The sequence below is a fragment of the Dyadobacter sp. CECT 9275 genome, assembly GCF_907164905.1.
In the GTDB taxonomy this organism is placed as follows: domain Bacteria; phylum Bacteroidota; class Bacteroidia; order Cytophagales; family Spirosomataceae; genus Dyadobacter; species Dyadobacter helix.
In genome coordinates this window covers 913,000-936,944 of the sequence record NZ_CAJRAF010000001.1, presented here as the reverse complement: position 1 = coordinate 936,944, position 23,945 = coordinate 913,000, and the positions used below count along the sequence as shown (strand labels likewise).

The window sequence follows — 23,945 nt, the reverse complement described above, 5'->3', positions numbered from 1 at the left end:
ACGTTTCCGCAAACGTAACCGATACTTTTTGCGCTTTTTCAACAAATTTTAGCGTTGTTCCATGTATCCGGCTCCCTTATATTCGAGCTAAACCAGTGAAAACTGGCGCAACACTCACAATTCAGGAATAATAATATTGAGCTTAAAATTTAAGATTAATAGTATTATTCAAATATTAACCCAACAATCAATAATCCTTATCCATCTTAATTATGTTAAAAAAAATACTTCGGTTAATGGTACTGGTCCTGAGCGTTTCCATTGCCCAGGCGCAGTCGCCCAATATTACCGGAAAAGTCTCCGACGAAAACGGTGAAGGAATTCCGGGCATCAGTGTAACCATCAAAGGCACCCAGCAAGGTACGATTACCACGGTGGAAGGTACTTACAGCATTTCTGCGGATAAAGATGCTGTTTTGGTTTTTTCATTCGTCGGTTATGTAAAACAGGAAGTTCCGGTTAACAACAGACAGAAAATTGATATCACGTTATTACCCGATACCAAGGCGCTTGAAGAAGTAGTCGTGGTGGGTTATGGTACGCAGAGAAAAATTGAGACAACCGGTTCGATCGCTTCTGTAAAAGCCGATGAGCTGACCCAGCTTCCCATTACCAACGTAGCGCAGGGCTTACAGGCCCGTGTTTCCGGTATACAAATCAACCAGAACTCAGGTTCTCCGGGGGGTAACATCAGTGTCCGGATTCGGGGTACCAACTCTATCAATGGCAATTCCGAACCCCTTTATGTTATCGACGGAATTCAGATATCCAACAGCGGAGGGATCAATGATGTTAGCCCACTTTCCACCATCAACCCGAATGACATCGAGTCTGTTGAAGTTTTAAAGGATGCCTCCGCATCGGCGATTTATGGTGCGCGTGCTGCCAATGGTGTAATCCTGATCACCACCAAACGGGGTAAGTCGGGCAATACCAGGGTATCTCTGGAAAGTTATTATGGTGTACAACAAGTTACCAAAACCCTGGATGTATTAAATGCCGCAGAATTTGCACAGCTGGAGAACGAGACCTTTAAAAATACGGCTTACCCTAACCCTTCCAGCCTTGGCGAAGGTGTAAACTGGCAGGATCTGATTTTTCAGAAAGCACCTATCCAAAACCATCAGCTGACGATCAGTGGCGGAAGCGAGAAAACACAACTGTCTTTGTCTGCCAATTATTTTGACCAGGATGGGGTCATCATCAATTCCGGCTTCAAACGCTTCACTTACCGCCTGAACGTGGATCATCAGGTGAGCAAACGCCTGCGCGTGGGAACCAGTATCATGGGAAGCTTTTCAAATAATAAAGGTATTGAAGCCGGAGCCACCAGTGTGGGTGACGCAGGAGTGGTTACCGGAAGTGTTATTGGCGCGGCCATAGGAGCACCTCCAACCTTACAGCCATACAGGGCCGATGGCAGCATTTTCCCCTTTGCTGAGCAAGGAAACGGACAATACCGTGAGGTGATCAACCCGCTGAACTATACCAATATTTTACTGAAAAGAAACATTAAAAGGGCTTTGATTAACCTTTATGGAGAATATACCATTCTTCCCGGATTCACCTACCGTGCTTCTTTCAACGCTGATGTTGATAACAGGTTACACGATACTTATTCACCTATCTCAAACATTGCTATTAAAGACCGGAACGACAACTCAGGTTCGGCATCCAAAACCAATCGGAATTTCCTGAATATACTTCATGAAAGTGTTTTGTCTTACAGCAAAAAAATCGGAGCTAACCACAGCCTGAAATTCACAGGCCTTTTTGCAACACAAACAGAGAAATATAATGATAACCAGATCAGTGCCACGGGCTTTCCAAATGATGCCACCAAAAATGAGGCACTACAGCTGGCACTGAACCGGACTGTATCCAGCTTTCGAAGCAGTCAGAGACTGGATTCTTACATGGGCCGTATCAACTATGGTTTCAGGGATAAATATTTCCTTGACCTCACAGCGCGCGTGGATGGATCCAGCAAATTCGGGGCTAATCATAAATATGGCTTTTTCCCTGCGGTATCTGCGGCCTGGAGAATCATTGAGGAACCTTTCATGAAAGATATCCGCTGGCTGTCAGACATGAAACTGCGTGCAAGCTATGGTATCACCGGAAATGCAGGAGGTCTCGACCCCTACCAGTCGCTGTCTACAGTTGCCGCAGGTGGTGGTTACAACCTCAACCATACTTACCAGACAGCCATCCGGCCTTCCGGCATTGCTAACCCTGATCTTCGCTGGGAAAAATCGGCACAGACTAACGTAGGGATTGATGCAAGTTTCCTGAACAACCGTATCTCCCTTATCGTAGATTATTATTACAAAAAGACAAACGATTTGTTGTATATCAAAACATTACCGCTTTCGTCGGGTTATGCTAGTATTAACGGAAATTACGGTTCACTTGAAAACAAGGGTGTTGAATTTGCAGCTAACGCAACCATTCTCGACGGGCCGGTTAAATGGAGCCTAAGTGGTAACCTGACTATCAACAGAAACAAGGTACTTGACCTGGACGGCGGCACAACTACGGAAAGATTTATCACCAATTATACCCTTCTGAAAGTAGGCCAGCCTTTGGGTGTATTTAAAACCTACGTTTTTGATGGCATCAATCAGACAGGAGAAGCTATTATTCCGGGATATGATGGCAGGCTGGGTGGTCACAAGGTAAAAGACGTTAACAGTGACGGTGTTATTGATTCAAAGGATCAGATCATTACCGGGAATCCTAATCCTAAGTTCATTTACGGCTTCTCTACCACAGTTGGTTATAAAGGCTTTGATCTCAGCGCATTTTTCTCAGGAACGCAGGGAAATGACATTTACAACGTAAGCCGCCTTTCCTTCGAAAACCCGCTGGGTCAGCGCAACTTGTTCCAGGGTGTTGAAAACCGCTGGACACCCGAAAACCCAAGTAACCAGTACGTGAGCCCAGCCGTTGCGGGACGTCTGCCTATTTCTAGTTATGCTGTGGAAGACGGTTCCTACCTGAGATGCAAAAACCTGATGCTGGGATATACCGTCCCGGCTATCAAAGGCATTAACCGCCTAAGGGTTTATGTAAGTGCCAACAACCTTTTCACGGTTACCAAATACTCTGGCTTTGATCCGGAAGTGAATACCTACGCTGGTTCAAACACTGCCATTGGTATCGACAACCTGGTTTATCCGCAGGCAAAATCATTTTTGGGAGGCATCCAACTTACCTTTTAAGGAGCTAAAAAACATTTAAGATATGATACTTTTTAAGAAATCAATAAGTAAAGTTATCCCGCTCATCGCCCTGGCGTTTGGTATGGGATCCTGCCAGCTTGAAGAGGAAGTTTATTCCTCCATATTTGTGGAATCCTATTACAAAACCGCATCAGATGCAGAAAAAGGCCTCATTGCCGTGTACGACGCTTTGGGAGGCCTATACGGCGGACCCGCCGCGACTATGGTACCGGACTATAGCGCCGACCAGGTATATCCAAGAGGTGTTGTGGGAAGGAACTCACTTACTTTGTTCACAACAGAGCCTACCTATACCATTCAGAGAAGTGCCGGCCGTACCAATGAGTCCGCACAGCAAATCTGGATTTCAGGATATAGCGGGATTGAAAAGGCTAACTGGATCATTGCAAAGGTACCTGATGCCACCATGGATGAAACCCGGAAGAAACAGATTATCGGTGAAGCGTATTTCCTGCGTGCTTTTTATCACTGGATGCTTACCAGAACCTTTGGAGACGTAGTCATAAAAACCGAACCGAGTACTTCCGAAACAAAAGCATACGTAGGGAAAAGCCCCAAGGCTGACGTGTACAAACAGATTTACGGCGACCTGGACATGGCTTCCCAGGCAGGACTCATTTCAGGCTCAACTGTTGAAAAAGGACGTCCATCCAAAGAGGCAGTGGATGCGCTTTATGCAAAAGCAGCATTGTACAACGAAGATTACGCAAAAGCGCTTGAAAAGGCACAGGCAGTGATTGCCTCAGGCAAGTATTCGCTGATGCCCAACGTACTGGATGTTTACAGCTATTTAAAAGAAGATGCTGCACGTGTGGAAAATATCTGGGCATTTGAGGCCGATCCTATCAGCCCCGGTACAGGCCATCAGCTGGTTAGTTTATGCGGCCCTGTGGGAAGTGCAGGTGTCGAGTATGCCAGAACTTCCTATGGTTCCATGTTTGCTTATATGAGTTTCTTTAATTCTTTCGATGCTAAAGATAAACGCAGACAACTGCTGGATACTACTTACCTGGACCGAGCAGGCAAATGGGTTCCTCAGAAAAGCATTACACCCATTACAACGGATGCTGTCCTGATCAAAAAATACCAGGATCCGGTTTCAACCACCGGTTTAATCCCAAACATTCCGATTCTTCGCCTTGCCGATGTTTATCTGATCGCTGCCGAGGCAGAGGCTCGACTGAATGGTGGAACACCAAAAGCGTATGAATACATCAACGCCATCAGGACAAGAGCAGGACTGCCTAATTTAACGGCAGGTTTGGCAAAAGATGCATTTATCGATGCCGTCATCCAGGAACGTTCCTGGGAGTTTTTTGCGGAAGGCGACCGCTGGTATGACCTGAGTCGTACCGGCAAGTTCCTCACTGTAATTCCGAAGGCGGTAAACTCGGTGTATCCGGTGCGCCCTGTGCTGGCAAAGCATAAATACTTCCCGATCCCTCAGGAAGAGATCAATGCCAATCCACAATTACAGCAAAATCCCGACTGGCAATAGCAGTTTAAAATGAAGATATACAGATCAGTATTTTTTCTATTTCTTTATCTGATCGGATGTGCAGGCCCCTGGGTTTGCGCATCCGATCTGGTTGTGAATAATGGTGCCCTTGAAAAATCAGGGCCGGAGCTGACGGATACCCCAAAAATCCGAGAGTTCCTGATCCAGGAAAACGATACCTTATCTTACACGCTGAAACTGGTGCTGGATGAGGCCGGCCACCCACAGTACTTTTTCAGGAATATTTTCACGCCGGTTTGTTACACCAACGAGTGCAAGCCGGTTTACATTAATTTTTACTGGGACCTGCTCGGCAATTATATGCGTTACGATCTGCCGAAAAATAAGGTACTCACCAAAGTTGACCATGATGAGTTCAAGGAAGAAGACTACCAGAAACTGAGTGAGATACTGGCCAAATCAAATTCCATTTTTGCCGATCTGAAAATGGAAGACCTCATTACCAAAGGAACAGATAACCTGACAGACAATGTAGATGCCAAAACCGGTGCAACCCTCAAAACCATTAAAAATGAAGTGATCGACGGTGCCGTATATACCTGTTTCACCTTGTGGCACATTGCCCACGGAAGAGCATCTGAAGAAATCAAAAAAATAATTGAAACCTATCAGAGTGAACGCCTGCTGCACGAATTCCTTACCAGTACCAACCATTATTACCAGTACTGGGCTCTTGATAAGGTGATGGACAAAAACGGGAATATCCCTGTAAAATACGCAAAGGATATCCGCCAGATCATCAGCGGGAAAAATGTGTTTACCGCACGATATGCACTACAAAAATCTGCACCTTCATTTTTCCAAACAGACGATGCTCAAAGCTGGCTCTGGCAAACCTATTCCTCGGCAGGATATATGCTGCAAATAGCAATACTCAAAAAACTGACGCATATTCCCCTGACCAGCCCTCTCACAGAAAGCCTGGCGCAACAGCTGGTAAAAGCCAACAATGAACAATTTAACCTGATGCTTGTACTGCTGAAAAACCAAAAAAAATTATCCCCAAAAACTTTACGGACCATGGCCGATCAGCTTGAAAATTCCAATACTGATTACGCAGAGGGTATTTATGACCTTTTACAAAATCACTACTCAGCAGATGCCTCCATTAAGGGAAAATTGGAAACCTATAAAGCAGGTTTATCGGATACCGGAAACTAGAAAACCAATAATTGTTGCAGTACAGTACTTATAATATCTAACTCAAATCTCATGAAAATTAATCTTACCTTGCTCCTGTCATTGCTCTTGTGTGTGCAACTCTCGGCGCAAAACCATGTGTTTGTAGAAACTGAATCCTTTGGAGACAAAGGCGGCTGGGTGATAGACCAGCAGTCCTATGCCGTGATGGGCTCTTCGTATATCATGGCACATGGCATGGGCCGCCCGGTAAAAGACGCTTCTACTACTGTTAAATTTCCTAAACCCGGCAAATACCGGATGTGGGTACGCACCAAAGACTGGGCACCGTTCCCCAAAGGCCCAGGAAAATTTCAGGTGCTGATTGACGGAAAAGCCACAAACCAGGTTTTCGGTGAAAGCGGCTCCGACGAATGGAAATGGTATGACGGCGGAGACGTTGACATTAGAGGGACAGAGGCAAAACTGGCGCTCAAAGATCTTACGGGCTTTAATGGCCGCTGCGACGCCATATTGTTTACCAACACGCCAAAATTCACACCTCCTAACAAACCTGAAGAACTCACCACATTCCGAAAAAAACAATTAAACCTGACTGATAAACCAAAAGAAGCCGGACAATTTGATCTGGTGGTAGTTGGCGGTGGTATAGCAGGGACCTGCAATGCCATTTCCGCTTCAAGAATGGGCCTGAAAGTGGCTTTGATACAGGACCGCCCGGTTCTTGGCGGGAACAACAGCTCCGAGATACGTGTACATTTAATGGGTGATATTGATAAAAATCATTACCCTAAACTGGGCCGTATTGTACGTGAAATGGACAACGGAGATCCCGGAAACGGAAATCCTGATGCCAAAGAATACGGTGATGCCCGCAAGCTGGCGATCGTGAGAGCCGAAAGCAATATTTCGCTTTTCCTGAATACCTATGTTTACAAAGTTGAAAAAGAACAGGACATTATTACCGCAGTGGTGGGAAGAGATATCGCCACCAATCAGGAAATCAGGTTCTCCGGTTCTTTCTTCTCGGATTGTACTGGCGACGGTACGGTAGGTTTTCTGGCCGGTGCGGATTTCAGGATGGGCCGCGAAAGCAAAGCCGAAACGGGTGAGTCGCTGGCGGGAGATAAATCCGACGATTTCACATTGGGAACTTCCAACTTGTGGGCTTCTCTGGAAAGAGATACGGTATCGTCCTTTCCGGAAACTCCCTGGGCCATCCAGTTTTCAGATGAATACCATATCGACAAAGATAAAGCCGACTGGGAATGGGAAACCGGCTTTGGCAACTTCAATACCATTACACAGGCTGAGCAGATCCGCGACCATAACCTGAGAGCCATTTATGGAAACTGGTCCTATCTTAAAAATCAGAAAAAGGCAAAATACGCAAAACGCGAACTGGCCTGGGTAGCCTACATTGGAGGTAAAAGGGAGTCGCGCAGGCTCATGGGCGACCACGTGCTTAACCAGATGGATATTCAGGAAGGCAAATTTTACCCGGATGGTACCGTTACTGCCACCTGGACGATCGACCTCCATTTCCCGGATCCAAAGAACAGTAAGTATTTTGAAGGGCAGGAATTTTTTGCGGGTACCAAGCACATCAAGGTGGCACCTTACACCATCCCTTACCGCTGCTTGTATTCTAAAAATATCCAGAACCTCTTTATGGCAGGCCGGAACATCAGCACCACACACGTTGCTTTCGGAAGTACCCGTGTGATGCGTACCTGCGGTATGATGGGCGAGGTAGTGGGTTTTGCCGCTTATTTGACCAAGAAATATAAAACAACACCCAGAGGAATATATCAGGATCATCTGCCTGAGTTAATGGCAATCATTAAAGGAGAAAGTGCACCGGCACAACCTTAATCAAATCAATATTGTTTGAGATAAACCACCTTATCTCATTTACCTGTATTTCTGGTTGTGCAAGCCGGAATATGTTCCGATTGGCTCATCAGAGATACGGGTAAAATTGCTAAAAACCATTTATCACCGTTCCGGTGCCGTATAATCAATACAAAATGAAAAGATTAACAATACTCTTTCTCCTGGTTTTCTCCTCAGGGCTTCAGGCTCAAAAAAACAAACCGGTAAGTCTTGCCAATGATCATATCCAAGTCCAGTGGTTATCTGGAAAAAACGGTTGGGCGATCAGCAAAATCCAGGTCAGGAAGAACGGAAAATGGATAAGCGGCCCAGTACCCTCAGGTGAATATACACTACTCTACACAGATACAAAGCCGTCTGCTGAACCAAAAGAAACCTTTGAGAAAATCACCGGCGGTAAGTTTCCCGAGGATGCCTATCATTATCAGCAGCTGCAATGGAAGGAAAGTACCACAGAAGTATCCCTCAATAAGGCTGGAGAGGTTTCTCAATTTATGCCTTCGGAGGTAGTGGTACAAAAAGACGGGCTTGAATTTAAAAAAGAAACGGAAACCTCAACCATCACCGGAACCTGGAAACTGGACCCCGAGTACCCCACCGATATCAGGGTTACGATGAAACTGGTTCCAAAAAAGAACGGGTACTTCTCACTCGCATCCCCTACCCTGGGTTACTTACCCGTCGAAAAGATGTCGTGGGTATCTGTTCCTGGTTATTTTCAGGGCAATTTCATGCAGAAAAACTTCGCCCTGGCTTATGCCTACGGTCACGGCATTCCTGACCGCCCGGTAGTTTACCGCGAAAGATGCGCAAGCACGCTATCTCCTCTGGTAAGTTCAAAAAGCGGGATCACCCTGAGCGTAATACCAGACCCCGGTCTGGCACGCGATCCCTGGGCAAAGGACAAAATCACACAAACCGACTGGTTCATAGGCTTGTCACACATGAATCGGAAAGCGCAGTTATCCCCAACATTATATTACCCGGTTTTAGGAGAAGATAAATCCAAAAGAGAGGTGGGAGAAACACTGACCTACTCCTTCCGATTCAGCCTCAGCAACGAAGATTGGTTCAGTGCTTTGAAACATGCTGCCAACGATATTTATAAATTTGACCAGACCCTTGCGCTTCGCCAAAGTACACAATCACTCACGGACCGGGTTGAAAAAATGCATCATTACCTCACCAATCCCAAAACGTCACTCTGGAACATCGAAGAATATAAGGGACGGCAAATAGGTGCGCAATCCTATCTTGGCGGTGTAGTAGGTTCCAACAAAGATGCGATGAAAAACTCCGATTACGGTGCTATGTGGATGCTTGCCGCAGCAACAGGAGACAATGAATTGAATGAAAAAGTATTACCCCCGGCCCAAAACTTCAAACTGGTTCAGCAGCAAACAGACAACGGCTTTTTTAAAGGAGCGGTTGAAGGGCAGTACTATCTCGCGAAAAGCAAAAAGTTCGTGGAGGAATGGGGCGAAGTAGTGGAACCTATTGCACTTACCTATTATGTAATGCTGGATGTGGGGAACATGCTTTTGTTTGAACCCCAGAATAAAGAGCTGAAAGAAAGGCTGCAGCTTGGCGCCGAACGGCTGTTAAGTTGGCAAAAACCAGATGGCAGCTTTGCTGTTGCCTATGACAGGAAAACTGAAAAGGAAGTGTTTACAGATATTAAGGATGTAAGACCAACATTTTACGGCTTGCTGGTGGCTCACAGAATTTTAAAAGAAGAAAAATACCTGGCCGCCGCAAAAAAGGGAGCAGAGTGGCTCATCAAAAATGCGGTTGAAACAGGTTCCTTCCTGGGTGTTTGTGGCGACGCAAGATATGCTCCTGACTTCGCAACCGGCCAGTCGGCTCAGGCTTTTCTGGATTTATACGATATTACAAAAGAGGAAAAATACAAAACAGCGGCCATCATCTGCGCCAGGATTTATACGGCATCAGTCTATACACACCCGATTGCAAATCATAGTTTAAAAACAGTTAATGGTACAAAGAGAGAAGATTGGGAAATTAGCCAGAGTGGTTTAAGCTTTGAACACGGTGGTATTTTCGGATCTGCCACGCGCCTTGGACCAATTCAGCTGGCCAGCCATGCGGGCATGTTCATCCGCATGGCCGGGCTTACAGGCGAAAAAATGTTTGCTGATATGGCCCGGGCTGCCGCCATTGGCCGCCATGCATTTGTGGATAGTAAAACCAGCGTTGCCTCTTATTACTGGCAGGCCATGAACAGAGGTGCAGGCCCCTACCCGCACCACGCCTGGTGGCAGATTGGCTGGATAACCGACTACCTGCTGTCAGAAGCAGCACTCAGGTCAGCCGGTAAAGTATCTTTCCCCAGAGGATTCGTGACGCCCAAGGTAGGTCCGCATCAGACCTATGGTTTCGAAGCAGGAAGCGTTTTTGGCAAAAAGGCCAGCCTCGTCATCCGGGAAGGGTTTATTTCGGACAATCAGCCTGTGGTGGATTACATACTGGCCGAAAACCAGCAAAATCATCAGGGATATATTATCCTGCTCAACAACCGCGCACAACCGAGTGAGGGGAAGATCTCCTTACAAGCTGAGAAATGGGTTGCGGGAAAAAAGATAAAGCGTATCAGCAAAACAGCTACGGGTGAATCTGTATCCAACTCTTTAACCTCGGTTTCCTATCAGCTGCCGGGCTTCGGGATAGAAACTTACACCGTTACTTTTGAATAGTTGTGATCAAAAATTGAGTTTTAAAATGGTATCGGCCAAAAGAATATTCACCACTATTTTGCTCTGCTTCCTTTTGCTGCAGTACACATGGGCAGAAAACAGGATTACATTACCTTATTTTTTCAGCGACAATATGGTTTTGCAGCGGCAGAAACCAATAAAGTTCTGGGGAAATGCCCTGCCCGGCTCTACGTTCTCGGCGAGTTTCGGGGGAGAAAGCAAAAAGGTTAAAACACAGCCAACCGGGAAATGGGCTGTAACATTTTCAGCAAAGGAGGCCGGCGGACCCTACGAGCTGAAAATTGACTCAGACAGTTCCTTTTCCTTAAAAAATATCCTGATCGGCGATGTATGGCTTTGTTCCGGCCAATCCAATATGGAGTGGACCGTAAAACAGGTATTCAATGCACCGTATGAACTTAAAAATGCCAATTTCCCCCAGATAAGATCCTTTACGGTAAGCAAAGAAATCCGGTCGGAACCTGTTGACAACACCTCACCGGCTGCCTGGCAAATGTGTACACCGCAAAACACCGCATCATTTTCAGCAGTTGCGTATTTTTTTGCAAGAGATATTCACCTGTCTCAGCATATCCCTATCGGCATCATACATACCTCCTGGGGCGGAACTGCCATTGAACCGTGGATCAGTCTGGCAAGTATGGAGCAGCACCCCGACTTCAAAGAACTGGCCGCCACCTTATCTCCCGAAATGCGCGCTCAAAAAACCATTGAAGCCAGTCAGAAAACCTATGCACACGATATGCAGTTCTGGCAAAAAGCATTGGAAAAGCAGGACCCGGGCTTTACAGAAAAATGGTATACCTCTGCCGACAAGGCTCAAAACTGGAAAACACTGGTGGCTCCCGATTATTGGGAAAACAACGGACTTCCCGATTTCGATGGCCTGGTTTGGCTGCGCAAGCAGGTTAATATCCCTGCTTCCCTGGCAGGCAAGCCACTTCTGATGAATCTGGAAACCTTGAAGGATTTTGATATAACTTATTTTAACGGTATTGAAATAGGCAAAGGAACCTGGCAACCTGGGCGAAGGATCTACGTCGTTCCGGGAGAATTAGTGAAGGAAGGTACCAACCTGGTAGCTATCCGTCTCGAGAACACTGGCGGGCCCGGTGGTTTCACCAGCCGTCATGCGATTGATTTGCGTCTGCAGGAAATGGTGGAATCCGAAAACCCTTTGATCGTCCCGCTGTCCGGAGAATGGCAGTTCAGGAGTTCGCTGAAAATAACGGAATACCCGGCTAAACCAGCCGACCCCGCTGCTAACAGAAGAATGCCTTCGGTGATTTACAATGCCATGATTGCTCCTTTTCATGATCTGGGACTGACAGGCTTTTTGTGGTACCAGGGCGAAGCTAATACTTCGGAAGCCGGGAAATATCGTAAACTTCTGCCGCTGCTTATTGAGGACTGGCGGAAACAATTTAAGCAGCCAGACCTGACATTCCTGATCACGCAGCTTTCAGGTTATGGCGCGCTGACAAACAATCCTGTGGAGTCAACCTGGGCTGAGCTAAGGGAAGCGCAGGAGTCGGCATTGAAAATCTCAAAAACCGGTATGGCCGTAACGTACGACGTAGGAAATCCTTATGATGTACACCCTGTATATAAGCAGCAGGTTGGTCAGCGTATGGCGGCAGAGGCAAAAAGAACAACCTATGGTGAAAGCAGCCTGCAAACTTCTCCTTTATACGATTCCATGTTAACGGAAGGCAAAAGTATCCGTATCAGATTCCGCTATGCCGCCAACGGACTCAAAACCAGAAACGGAGCATTAAAAGGATTTGCTATTGCCGGAGGTGACGGGAAATTCGTGTGGGCCAATGCCCGGATCGAAGGCAATGAGGTGATTGTCTGGAACGACCAGATATCCGTTCCCCGGGCGGTCCGTTATGCCTGGGCCGCGAGCCCTCTGGAAAGCAATGGCGCCAATCTTTACAATACCGAAGGATTTCCTGCCAGCCCCTTCAGAACCGACAGCCCTTACCAGCCCAACAATTAAATAACCCAGTAAAAACCCGACGGCATTTAATAACCGGCGGTTCAGACTCAAATGAACAGTACCATAGATACCATCGTTATTGTCGTTTTCTCAGCTTTTGTGTTGGGTATCGGGATGCTTTTTGCCCGTACCGGCCGAAACTTAAAATCCTTTTTTGCAGGGGGGGAAGCTGTTCCCTGGTTTATTGGCGGCCTCTCCCTTTTTATGAGTTTCTTTTCCGCAGGCACCTTCGTTGCCTGGGGGTCAATCGCTTACAAACATGGCTGGGTGGCAATAACCATTCAGTGGACCATGTGCATCGGAGCATTGATTACCGCCTTATATCTGGCTCCCAGGTGGAAAAGGACCGGTGCGCTCACAGCTGCCGAATTCATCCGGGAACGCCTGGGCCTGCAGGTTCAGAAGGTGTACATCTTCATTTTTACACTTGTTTCAATCTTCATCAAAGGCTCTGTCCTGTATCCGGTTGCTCGCCTGGTGAGTGCCTCGCTGGATCTGCCCCTTATACCTTGTACCATAGGCTTGGGGCTATTTATGATCACCTATACGGCCGTCGGGGGGCTGTGGGCAGTGATGGTGACTGACATTCTTCAGTTTGTAGTACTCTCCGCAGCTGTTTTTATCCTGCTTCCTTTGTCTTTTGACCGGGTAGGCGGCTGGGACGGCTTTGTCAGCCATGTACCGGACGATTTTTTCAACCTGCTCAATGGCGAATATACGATCGGGTTTGTCCTTGCCTTTGTTATTTATCACATCTGCTACATCGGCGGAAACTGGACCATGGTACAGCGTTATACCAGTGTTGACAGTGAAAAGTCTGCGCGTAAGGTAGCTTATCTCTTTGCTGGATTATACCTCATCAGCCCGGTGATCTGGATGTTTCCTCCCATGATCTACAAAGCCCTTAATCCTGCACTGACGGGCCTTGACACTGAAAATGCGTACCTGATGATCTGCAAACTGGTGCTTCCTCCTGGTTTATTAGGACTTATGCTCACGGGTATGTACTTCTCCACATCTGCCAGTGCCAACACGGCCCTCAATGTAGTGTCGGCAGTTTTCACCAATGACATTTACAAAGGATTGATGAACCCCGGCGCCACCAACCGCCAGCTGATACGCGTAGCACGTGGCTCCTCCTGGTTTTTTGGCCTGGGTATGATCGGAATTGCGCTGCTCGTTCCGGCGGCGGGAGGTATAGTGGAAGTGGTACTGAGTATCTCGGCCATATCCGGGGGACCTTTACTAGCACCGCCGATCTGGGCACTTTTCTCCAGACGGCTGACGGGTAAAACCACCTTATGGGTGTCGGGTATCGGGCTTTCGGTAAACCTGTTCTTCAAAGTACTTTCCCCGCTTCTGCTGGATTTTAAACTCTCAAGAGGGATGGAAACGATAGTAGGGGTAGGATTGCCGCTGCTACTGTTGCTGGCCTATGAACTCTGGGCCAGATACAGAGGGATAACGGCTGACGAATACGGTAATTATGTGATATCCCGTGAACAAAAACGTGTGAATGCATTACAGGAAATTTCTCAGGAAGAAGTACTGGAAATCAAACTTCAGAACCGGTTTGGCATGAAGGTAATTGCCGGAGCGCTTGCCTTTACCGCAATTATGTTATTCATATTGAGCTCTTTTGCAGAGTCAGGCGCAGCCGTAACCCTGACCATAGGCGTTGTGATTTTAATATCGGCATTAATCCCTTTCAGGGCGGCGCAGAAGATAAAAATAGGATCAGAAGAGCGGCCTGCCGGGAAAGTCATCAATTCAGATCACTGATAACCTAGGGAATAGCCATTTAATCATACCTGTTTTAAACAAAAAAAATTAAAACGAATTGTTTCACCTTCATGATGAATTCTAAATTTCACCTTCTGATCGTAGCCTTTTTCTTCTTCGGATATCGGGTAGCGCTGGCACAGTATACCATCGGCCAGGCCGAGGCAATCCCCTTACATGGTGAATGGTCTTTTGCCCTCGACCCTGCCAACATGGGAATAAATGGAAATTGGTATTCAGACCAGCTCGATAAAAACACAAGGTTTGATAAGGTTACCGTTCCGCATTGTTTTTCCACAGATCCCCGTTTTCAGTTTTTTACCGGAACCGTATGGTACCGCAAGCCCTTTGTGTGGAAGAGATCGCCGGGAAAACGGATCATACTCCATTTTGATGCGGTTTTTTATAAATCTTCTGTCTGGCTTAATAACCAGAAGGTAGGACAGCATGAAGGCGGTTACACACCCTTCAGCTTCGACATTACAGACTTTTTAAAGGAAGGAGACAATTTACTGGCCCTTTCGGTAAACAATGATACCTGGCAGCCGGGTACTATTCCGGGAGCAAAGGACAACAACCGGGTTAACGATCCTTTTAATGGCTGGATGAACTATGGAGGCCTTGTCCGGCCGGTATACCTTACGGTGAAGCCCGAAGTATATGCCGAGAATCTCAAAATTGAGGCCACTCCTGATTTGCAGAAAGGCACTGCTTCCTTAAAGACAAAATTGCGGATCCGTAATGCCTCTCAAAAGGCGGTATCTCCCAAAACCGCATTAAGCATTACCCTGGAAGGGAAAAATATTCCATTGAACTGGAAACATCATACCCCGGTTATCAGTCCCGGACAAACGCTTGTAATCGAATATGAGGCAGCCCTCGCTACTGCACAAGTCAAATTATGGAATCTTGATTCCCCTCATTTGTATCAGCTAACAGCCGTTACAGGATCAGACACCATTCGCAGTCATTTCGGTATACGAAAGGTTGAAGTAAAAAATGCACAGTTACTCCTGAATGGCAAACCCATGCGCATTGCCGGAGGGAACCGCGTAGTGGACCATCCAGGCCTCGGATCTCTTGAACCCGACTGGCTGGTGGAGAAAGATTTCCGTCTGATGAAGGAGGCGGGTATGGAATTTCAGCGCCTCACCCACTATACCCCTTCCGAGAACTTTTATAACCTGGCCGACCGCTATGGCATGCTCATCATCACGGAAGCGGGAAACTGGCAGCTTACTCCCCGGCAGATGGAAAATGATACCATCAGGGCGCATTTCCGGCAGCAGTTTAAGGAAATGGTTGAAAGAGACTGGAACCATCCGAGTGTGATTGCATACAGCGTAGGTAACGAGTATTTATCCGAACTTCCCGAAGGCCAGAGATGGACAAAAGACATGATTGAATATGCACGTGAACTGGATCCGACCCGCCTCTACACTTTCGCTTCCATGCGCCTTAATATCCTGCCGGCAAAGCCTGAGGACGAAGCCAGTCAGTATGTTGACATTGTCTGCGCCAATATTTACGGAGGCCATGCCAAAACACTGGACCACATCCATAAACTGTATCCCGACAAGCCCATATTGGTAAGTGAATGGGGGGTAAGAGCAGATGACAAGACGGAATTCTGGTATGAGAAACCCAGGACAGACGTTCATCATTTTAATGAAAGTGAAGTAAATCAGGCCAAACACGTGTCTGATGTGGTTTCCGAAGTACGCAAACGCCCCTTCGTAGTCGGCGCTTCCTGGTGGAGTTATAACGACTATCGGAGCCGGCACTTTCTGAGTAACCCCAATGGCTACCGTCCCTGGGGAATTGTCCGCCCGGACCGCAGCCTTCGTCCTGCCTATCAAACCTATCAAAAAGAAATGGCCGTCCTGACTATTGAAAAAACCGGTTTTACAACGGGGACGGAAGGTATTCATCAGCTAAAATTACTGATCAGATCCCGGGCAGACTTCCCGGCTTATGAAACCAGCGGTTATGTTTTGGAGGCAGGAAACAGCAAATTCTCTATTCCAGCCATGAAACCGGGAGAGAGCAAAGAGCTGAACATTCCGGTAAAGGGTTTTGATAAAAACATAGTGCTAAAAATTTACAAACCAACGGGTTTTCTGGTTACGGAAACCCGTACCGAATTGAAATAATCACTCCTGACTACAAGTGCTTTAAGAATATTTATCATGATAAAAGAAGAATCAGCTTTCAAAAGAACTCCTAAGTCCATTTCCCTGAATGGCGATCTGGTCATTGTGGGAGGTGGCCTGACCGGCACATGTGCGGCGATCACGGCGGCACGGCAGGGAGTAAAAGTTATACTGGTGCAGGACCGGCCCGTACTGGGCGGCAACACCTCCAGTGAGGTAAGGCTATGGATTTTAGGTGCTACCTCACACATGGGCAACAATAACCGCTGGGCCAGAGAAACAGGCGTGGTGGATGAGATATTGCTGGAAAACATCAACCGTAATCCGGATGGTAACCCGCTGATATTTGATACGGTGCTGCTGGAAAAAGTGGTGGAAGAAAAAAACATCACGCTCTTACTGAATACCGCAGTATATGATCTGGACAAAAAAGATGCAGAGACAATCTCACTGGTACATGCCTTTTGCAGCCAGAACAGTACACAGTATAGTCTTTCTGCTCCGTTATTTTGCGACGCCTCCGGCGATGGGATTGTCGGCTTTCTTTCCGGAGCGGCTTTCAGGATGGGTGCCGAGGCTCTCGAAGAATTTGGTGAGAAATTTGCTCCGGACAAGGCCTACGGTGAACTACTGGGACATTCCATGTATTTCTATTCCAAGGATATCGGCAGGCCGGTAAAGTTTACGCCACCATCATTTGCCCTGCAGGATATCACCCAGATACCCCGTTACAAAACTTTTAACCCCAAAGATTTCGGTTGCCGGCTCTGGTGGCTGGAGTTCGGTGGAAGGCTGGATACCGTGCATGATACCGAAACAATTAAATGGGAATTGTGGAAAGTCGTTTATGGCGCCTGGAATTATATCAAAAACTCGGGCGAATTTCCCGAAGCTGAAAATATGACCCTGGAATGGGTAGGTACCATTCCGGGCAAACGGGAAAGTCGCCGTTTTGAAGGCGACTATATGATTAAACAGCAGGATATAGTTGAACAAAAAGCCTTTGAGGATACCGTCGCTTTTGGCGGATGGAGTATTGACCTACACCCCGCCGACGGGGTATATAGCGACCAGTCGGGCTGTAATCAGTGGCATAGCAAAGGTGTTTATCCTATTCCTTACCGCTGTTTTTATAGCCGTAATATCAATAATCTTTTTATAGCTGGACGTATCATCAGCGCCACCCATGTGGCGTTTGCCTCCACCCGCGTGATGGCGACCAGTGCAACAACGGGACAAGCCGTAGCCGTAGCTGCTGCTTTATGTAAAAAATACAATTGCAGCCCACGGGAAGTAGGACAGCAGCATTTGCAGGAATTACAGCTGGAGCTTTACCGCTCCGGATCGTATTTGCCTCAGGTAAAAGTTAGCGACACCGACAACCTTGTTTCAAAGGCCTCCATCACGGCGTCCTCCACTTTGAGGTTATCCGGATTGCCCGGCTCAGACCATTGGGAAACCATTAAGCATTCCGTGGCCCAAATGCTCCCGGTCAAGGGTGCTATACCCGCCATGACCGTGCAGATTGAGGCCCTCACAGGAACAGAACTGGTGGTAGAATTAAGAAAAAGCAGCAAGTCGTTCAACCATACGCCGGACGTAACACTTGAGACCAAAAGGATAATGCTACCTGTAGGGAAACATGCCATTACACTTGACTGGACTTCCGTCTTCGATGAGCACTGTTATGCTTTTGTCTGTTTCATGAAAAATGAAAATATCAGGTTACAGTACAGTGAGAAGCGGGTTACCGGATTGCTTACCGTTTTCAACGCTACCAACCCGGCGGTATCCAATTATGGAAAACAAGAACCAACCGAAGATATAGGGGTGGATACTTTTGAATTCTGGTGCCCGCAACGCCGCCCCAATGGCCGGAATCTCGCGTTTAAACTGGACAAAGCGATTGAATTTTTCGGGACTGAAAATCTGGTAAACGGCTCTAACCGACCCATAGAAAAGCCCAATGCCTGGGTTTCGGATTTTGCAGACAGAGATCCGAAAATCACCATTACCTGGGACAAACCCGAGGAAATCAGACAAATTGAGCTGGTATTCGATACCGATTACGACCATCCGATGGAAAATGTTATTTACGTCCACCCCGAAACGGTGATGCCTTTTTGCGCAACGGATATCATTATTACCAATTGCAACGACGAAGTACTTGCTGCAATCACCGAAAATCACCAAAGCCGCAGATCCGTTTTCCTGGAAAAACCTGTACTTACCCAGCAGCTTAAAGTCTGCCTTAAAGGCAGCAGCGGCCATGTTCCTCTTTCCTTATTTGAAGTACGTTGTTATTAGACGAAGCTGTCTGAAAAAATAACCATTTGCATCAGACTCAGAGGCCGGAAGCAGGCGTGCGTGGTACCCTTCTTCCGGCTTTACCTTTGAAAGTTAATAAATTACTTTTACCTTTGCGTCAAAAATAGCAGACCCCGTGTTTGCTATTTTTAGTAAGGATTTACTCTATAATAATACTATACTTTATAGACTTGAAGGAAGACGCGAACGCTTTGCCCACCCCTCACACGGCTGAATCCAAAGTATGGGAGACACATCCTGTGGCAATCATTGCGAGTGGTGATCCTGAGGAAGATAGGCGACTTGCTGCCCTGGCTAGAAAGAACGGGAATAAAGTATTTCTTCGTGATCTTCCGGAGGAGTCGGACGACATCTTCTTCAAACAGACTCAGGCTCCTATTGATGTCGTTTCAACTTCTCAACATGATACAAAAACAAAGCTGACCTGGGAAACCGTTCAGCAGAAAATATGGGCAGCCACTTTGCGCAAACGCAGCCGGACAGAAATAGGTGTAAACCTATTTGCGGCCATTGCTCTCATGGTAATTGGCCACCTGATTTTTACCTACATTACCTACGACAGGCTTTCGGTACTCTGGAACGAGCTTGAACTGAACGAAGAATTCTTCTATTATGTATTGGGAGGTTTTGTAGCCCAGATGATCGACGGAGCGCTTGGGATGGCCTATGGGGTTACCGCTGCCACCTTTTTGCTCACCCTGGGAGTACCTCCTTCGGCGGTTAGTGCCAGCGTACACTCTTCCGAAATTTTCACGAGTGGCGTTTCGGGTTACATGCACTTGAAGTTTGGGAATGTAAACAGCAAACTCTTCAAGAAAATCCTTTTCCCGGGAGTCCTCGGAGCCATTACCGGTGCTTACCTGCTGTCGTCTCTGGAACAATATATTTACATTATCAAACCGCTTGTTGCTGTATATACCCTCATTTTGGGAATTCTTATCATTCAGAAAGCGTTAAAGAAACGTGTTGAAAAACGCCCGATCAGGAAAATAGGATGGCTGGCCATGGCTGGCGGCACATTGGACTCCATTGGCGGAGGAGGCTGGGGACCCATCGTAACATCCACATTGATTGCCAGAGGCCGTCATCCAAAGTACACCATTGGGTCGGTTAACCTGGCGGAGTTTTTTGTATCACTGGCCAGCTCGGTAACCTTCATCACCCTGATCGGATTTTCGCACTGGCAGGTGGTTTTAGGACTGATACTGGGTGGAATGGTTGCCGCTCCTATTGCGGCGAGTCTTTCCAGAAAACTGCCCGTAAAAACAATGATGATTATGGTGGGCACCATTGTCATTATCGTCAGTTTAAGGATCATCTATATGGTTATCTTTTAGTATAGCCCCGGAAGTATCAGGATACTTCACATCAGGAAAAAGTAACGTATCAATTAAAAAAAGCTCACAGCTTATAGCTATCAGCCCAAAAAATGAGAAAGCAAACCAAGGCAGTAAGAACGCAGACAAAAAAAACCCATTACCGTGAGCACTCCACTCCGTTATTCCTGACAAGCAGTTTCTCTTTTGAAAGTGCTGAACAAGGTAAAGCGCTGTTTGAAGAAACAGAGCAGGGTAATTTATACAGTCGTTTTTCCAATCCGACGGTGCAGGAATTTATTGACAAAGTCTGTATCCTGGAAGATTGTGAAGATGGTGTAGCTACGGCTACCGGCATGGCTGCGGTTTTTGCTAGTATGGCGGCCCTGCTCAAAAGCGGAGACCATATTCTTGCCTGTCGTGCGCTTTTTGGTTCCGCACACCAGATCATCACGCAGATACTCAGCAAGTGGAACATCACTTACACTTATCTGGATGCTACCGCTACGGCGGCAGAATGGGAAGCGGCTGTTCAGCCCAATACCCGGATGATCTATCTGGAAACGCCGTCAAACCCCGGACTGGACCTGGTTGACCTTGAAATGATCGGAAAGATATGCAAGCAACATAATCTTATTTTTAACGTAGATAACTGCTTCGCTTCACCCGCCCTCCAGAATCCGGTTGCCTACGGTGCCGACCTCGTTTTACATTCTGCAACCAAGTTTATGGATGGACAGGGAAGAGTTTTGGGAGGTATTGTCGTTGGTAAGAAAGAGTATATCAAAGAACTGCGTTTTTTCTGCCGGCAAACTGGTCCTTCGATGTCCCCGTTTAATGCATGGGTGCTGAGTAAAAGTTTGGAAACGCTTGAATTAAGAATGGAAAAACATTGTTCCAATGCTTTGAAACTTGCAACGGCGCTGGATAACCATCCGGATGTAAAACAGGTGAAATATCCATTTCTGGAATCACATCCGCAACATGCTCTTGCAAAAAAACAAATGAGAGGCGGTGGTGCTATAGTAACAATTGAACTGGACGGAGGTTTTGAACGTGTTTCTGGTTTTATGAAGGCATTGGAAATCGCTACGCTTTCATCTAACCTGGGAGATACCCGTACCATCGTGACCAACCCCTATACAACAACACACGCCAAATTGAAGGAAGAAGAAAAGCTGGCCCTTGGCATTACCGAAGGTTTGATCCGGATTTCCGTTGGGCTTGAACACGTTGACGACCTGATTGAGGATTTCACCAATGCGGTGGAAGTTTCGGTCAAAAGTGATATATTGGAGTAAAATCAGTTTATATTGTCATTCCTAATGTATCCATGAAGACTCTGACGATCAGAATACCAGAAGAATTCGAGAAAAAGAAAGTGCTCCTTTCTATTGCCGGACAACTATATCTTCAGGGAGCCCTAACGTCTTCACAAGCCACGGACCTAGCAAGTGTTGATATGAATGAATTACTATATAGTTCGCTGGCAGATGACGATCCTTTAAAAGAGTTAATAAAGCCAGATAATCATTATAAATCTACCGGAGAGTGGGTTGATAAATTAATAAAAGAGCAAAATTACAATGGATTAAGTAAACAAAGAATGGAAACTCTAAGAGATAATATTGATATCCAGGAGCCCCTTGATTTATTGCTTTCCCAGTTGGAAAAATGAGATATGTTCTTGATACAAATATCATTTTAGCTTATCTAAGAAAGCACCCTGTTTGGAGTTTAATAGAATTCCGTTTAAAAATATTTGATCAGCAATCAATCATATTTGTACCATCAATGGTCGTTGCAGAGTTAAGGTCTCTTGCATTACAAAATAAATGGGGAATTATCAAAAGGCAAGAGTTGGATATATACCTAAATGAGTTTGTAAGAATTGATAAAATGACAAATGAGATAGTGAATCGCTATGCAGAAATTGATGCTTATAGCCAGGGAAAATTAGACACTAAACCATTTGCCGATTCTGCTCGTAATATGGGTAAAAACGATCTGTGGATTGCCGCTATCACCAGTGTGTTAAATGCGACCCTCATTACGACGGACAAAGATTTTCAACATCTGCACAAGCACTTCTTGCAGGTTGCATATTTTGATATTTGAAATTTGATACCTTACCATGAACACAAGCATATCTTCATTACACGCAGCCATTGACGGCAAAAGTGAAACGGAAGCACTGGCCATTTTAGCTGATCTGTTTCCTGGAGAAGTCGTATTCTCAACCAGTCTGGGATATGAAGACCAGGTTATTACCGATTTCATTTTAAAAAACAACCTCAATATTTCCATATTTACTTTGGATACCGGCAGGATGTTTAATGAAACGTACATGACCCTTCAAAAAACCAACAGCCGCTATGACACTAAAATAAAGGTATACTATCCGCAAACAGATGCGGCAGAGAACCTTTTAAGTACCAAAGGCCCTTTGAGCTTTTATGATTCAATAGAAAACAGAAAGGAGTGCTGCTTTATCCGTAAGGTAGAACCCCTTAACCGTGCGTTGAAAGGAGCCAAAATATGGGTAACGGGTATCAGAGCGGAACAGTCGGGCAACCGTCAGGCTATGACCAAGCTCGAAGTTGACGAAGCGCATGACCTGATCAAATTCCACCCCATTCTTGACTGGACTTTTGATGAGGTAAAACAATATGTAAAATCGAACGGTATACCCTACAATCCGCTTCACGACAAAGGATTTGTAAGTATTGGTTGTGCACCCTGTACCCGTGCCATTCAGGAAGGTGAAGATTTCCGCGCAGGGCGCTGGTGGTGGGAAGATGAATCAAAAAAAGAATGCGGGCTCCACGCCAGGTAAATTGGATTAAAAACGGCCCGTGGCCAATGAATTTGTAAATAATAAATTGAGAATATGAATTTTGATTATCTGGATCAGTTAGAGGCGGAGGCAATTTACATCATGCGTGAAGTTGCAGGTCAGTTTGAACGCCCTGCTTTGCTTTTCTCCGGAGGGAAAGACTCTATAACACTGGTACGTCTGGCGCAAAAGGCTTTTGCGCCCGGAAAAATACCTTTCCCGCTCGTTCATGTTGATACCGGCCACAACTTCATCGAAGCGATAAATTATCGGGACGAACTAGCGGAGAAAACCGGCTCAAAGCTGATTGTGCGCTATGTGGAGGATACCATTAAAGCCAAAGGGCTTAAAGAACCCACCGGAAAAAACGCAAGCCGTAACTGGCTCCAGACATTCACTTTGCTTGATACTATCGAAGAATTTGAGTTTGATGCCTGTATTGGCGGAGCACGCAGAGACGAAGAGAAAGCCAGGGCAAAAGAACGTATTTTCTCTTTCCGGGACGAATTCGGCCAATGGGACCCGAAACGTCAGCGACCTGAACTTTGGAATTTGTTCAACGGACGTATCCATAAAGGAGAAAACGTTCGTGTATTCCCGATTTCCAACTGGACAGAACTGGATGTATGGGCTTATCTGAAGAGAGAAAATATCAGCCTCCCTTCCATCTACTTTGCGCACGAAAGAGAGCTCATCCTGCGTGACGGGCGCTTGCTTGCCAATACACCGGTTATTGAAAAAGATACCGAAGACCAGATCGTAACCCGCCAGGTTCGCTTCCGAACCGTGGGAGATATGACCTGTACCGCAGCGGTTGAATCCAGCGCAGCCACATTGGATGAGGTTATAGCCGAAATCACAGTTTCGAGGATCAGTGAGCGTGGTGAAACCCGTATCGACGACCAGCAGACGGAAGCTGCTATGGAAGACCGCAAAAAAGGAGGATATTTTTAAGCTATTAGGATTGTGTTAAATGGCGTTTGCCTTTTATTT

General features: G+C 46.4%; 15 protein-coding genes. All 15 read left to right on the top strand.

The genetic code is table 11. The annotated features are described in order from the left end of the window. Window positions 1-212 precede the first annotated feature (212 nt). The 15 genes from KOE27_RS03800 to cysD all read left to right on the top strand — a co-directional run bounded on the left by KOE27_RS03800 (window position 213) and on the right by cysD (window position 23,906). Window positions 213-3,224, top strand: coding sequence for a SusC/RagA family TonB-linked outer membrane protein (locus KOE27_RS03800; RefSeq protein ID WP_215237512.1), 3,012 nt, complete (start codon window positions 213-215; stop codon window positions 3,222-3,224). Window positions 3,225-3,306: 82 nt separating this feature from the next. Next, complete coding sequence (locus KOE27_RS03795; RefSeq protein ID WP_406566848.1) at window positions 3,307-4,743, top strand: RagB/SusD family nutrient uptake outer membrane protein; 1,437 nt, start codon at window positions 3,307-3,309, stop codon at window positions 4,741-4,743. Between the two features lie 9 nt (window positions 4,744-4,752). Then, the gene (locus KOE27_RS03790; protein WP_215237510.1) at window positions 4,753-5,925 is read left to right on the top strand and encodes a hypothetical protein; all 1,173 of its coding nucleotides are present in this window, start codon (window positions 4,753-4,755) and stop codon (window positions 5,923-5,925) included. A 51-nt stretch (window positions 5,926-5,976) separates the two neighbouring features. Next, a complete protein-coding gene (locus KOE27_RS03785; RefSeq protein ID WP_215237509.1) occupies window positions 5,977-7,779 on the top strand; it encodes an FAD-dependent oxidoreductase in 1,803 nt (600 codons plus the stop codon). Window positions 7,780-7,934: 155 nt separating this feature from the next. Beyond that, a complete protein-coding gene (locus KOE27_RS03780) occupies window positions 7,935-10,514 on the top strand; it encodes a prenyltransferase/squalene oxidase repeat-containing protein (RefSeq protein WP_215237508.1) in 2,580 nt (859 codons plus the stop codon). Window positions 10,515-10,539: 25 nt separating this feature from the next. After that, window positions 10,540-12,537: a sialate O-acetylesterase gene (locus KOE27_RS03775; RefSeq protein WP_215237507.1), complete on the top strand. Its 1,998-nt coding sequence runs from the start codon at window positions 10,540-10,542 to the stop codon at window positions 12,535-12,537. Window positions 12,538-12,588: 51 nt separating this feature from the next. Further along, on the top strand, window positions 12,589-14,319 hold the full coding sequence (locus KOE27_RS03770) for a sodium:solute symporter family protein (protein WP_215237506.1): 1,731 nt from the start codon (window positions 12,589-12,591) through the stop codon (window positions 14,317-14,319). 71 nt (window positions 14,320-14,390) lie between these two features. Further along, a complete protein-coding gene (locus KOE27_RS03765; protein WP_229252625.1) occupies window positions 14,391-16,472 on the top strand; it encodes a glycoside hydrolase family 2 protein in 2,082 nt (693 codons plus the stop codon). A 36-nt stretch (window positions 16,473-16,508) separates the two neighbouring features. Then, complete coding sequence (locus KOE27_RS03760) at window positions 16,509-18,779, top strand: FAD-dependent oxidoreductase (protein ID WP_215237505.1); 2,271 nt, start codon at window positions 16,509-16,511, stop codon at window positions 18,777-18,779. Between the two features lie 191 nt (window positions 18,780-18,970). After that, entirely contained in the window at window positions 18,971-20,137 is a 1,167-nt protein-coding gene (locus tag KOE27_RS03755) for a sulfite exporter TauE/SafE family protein (RefSeq protein ID WP_215237504.1), read from the top strand. 92 nt (window positions 20,138-20,229) lie between these two features. After that, window positions 20,230-21,417 (top strand): trans-sulfuration enzyme family protein, encoded by a 1,188-nt coding sequence (locus KOE27_RS03750; protein ID WP_215237503.1) that lies wholly within the window; start codon window positions 20,230-20,232, stop codon window positions 21,415-21,417. A 32-nt stretch (window positions 21,418-21,449) separates the two neighbouring features. Next, the gene (locus tag KOE27_RS03745; RefSeq protein ID WP_215237502.1) at window positions 21,450-21,794 is read left to right on the top strand and encodes a hypothetical protein; all 345 of its coding nucleotides are present in this window, start codon (window positions 21,450-21,452) and stop codon (window positions 21,792-21,794) included. Continuing rightward, the gene (locus KOE27_RS03740; protein WP_215237501.1) at window positions 21,791-22,234 is read left to right on the top strand and encodes a type II toxin-antitoxin system VapC family toxin; all 444 of its coding nucleotides are present in this window, start codon (window positions 21,791-21,793) and stop codon (window positions 22,232-22,234) included. Before KOE27_RS03745 ends, KOE27_RS03740 begins: the two co-directional genes overlap by 4 nt. Window positions 22,235-22,250: 16 nt before the next feature. After that, window positions 22,251-22,952 (top strand): phosphoadenylyl-sulfate reductase, encoded by a 702-nt coding sequence (locus KOE27_RS03735; protein WP_215237500.1) that lies wholly within the window; start codon window positions 22,251-22,253, stop codon window positions 22,950-22,952. Between the two features lie 54 nt (window positions 22,953-23,006). Further along, window positions 23,007-23,906, top strand: coding sequence for a sulfate adenylyltransferase subunit CysD (gene cysD / locus KOE27_RS03730; RefSeq protein WP_215237499.1), 900 nt, complete (start codon window positions 23,007-23,009; stop codon window positions 23,904-23,906). Window positions 23,907-23,945 lie beyond the last annotated feature (39 nt).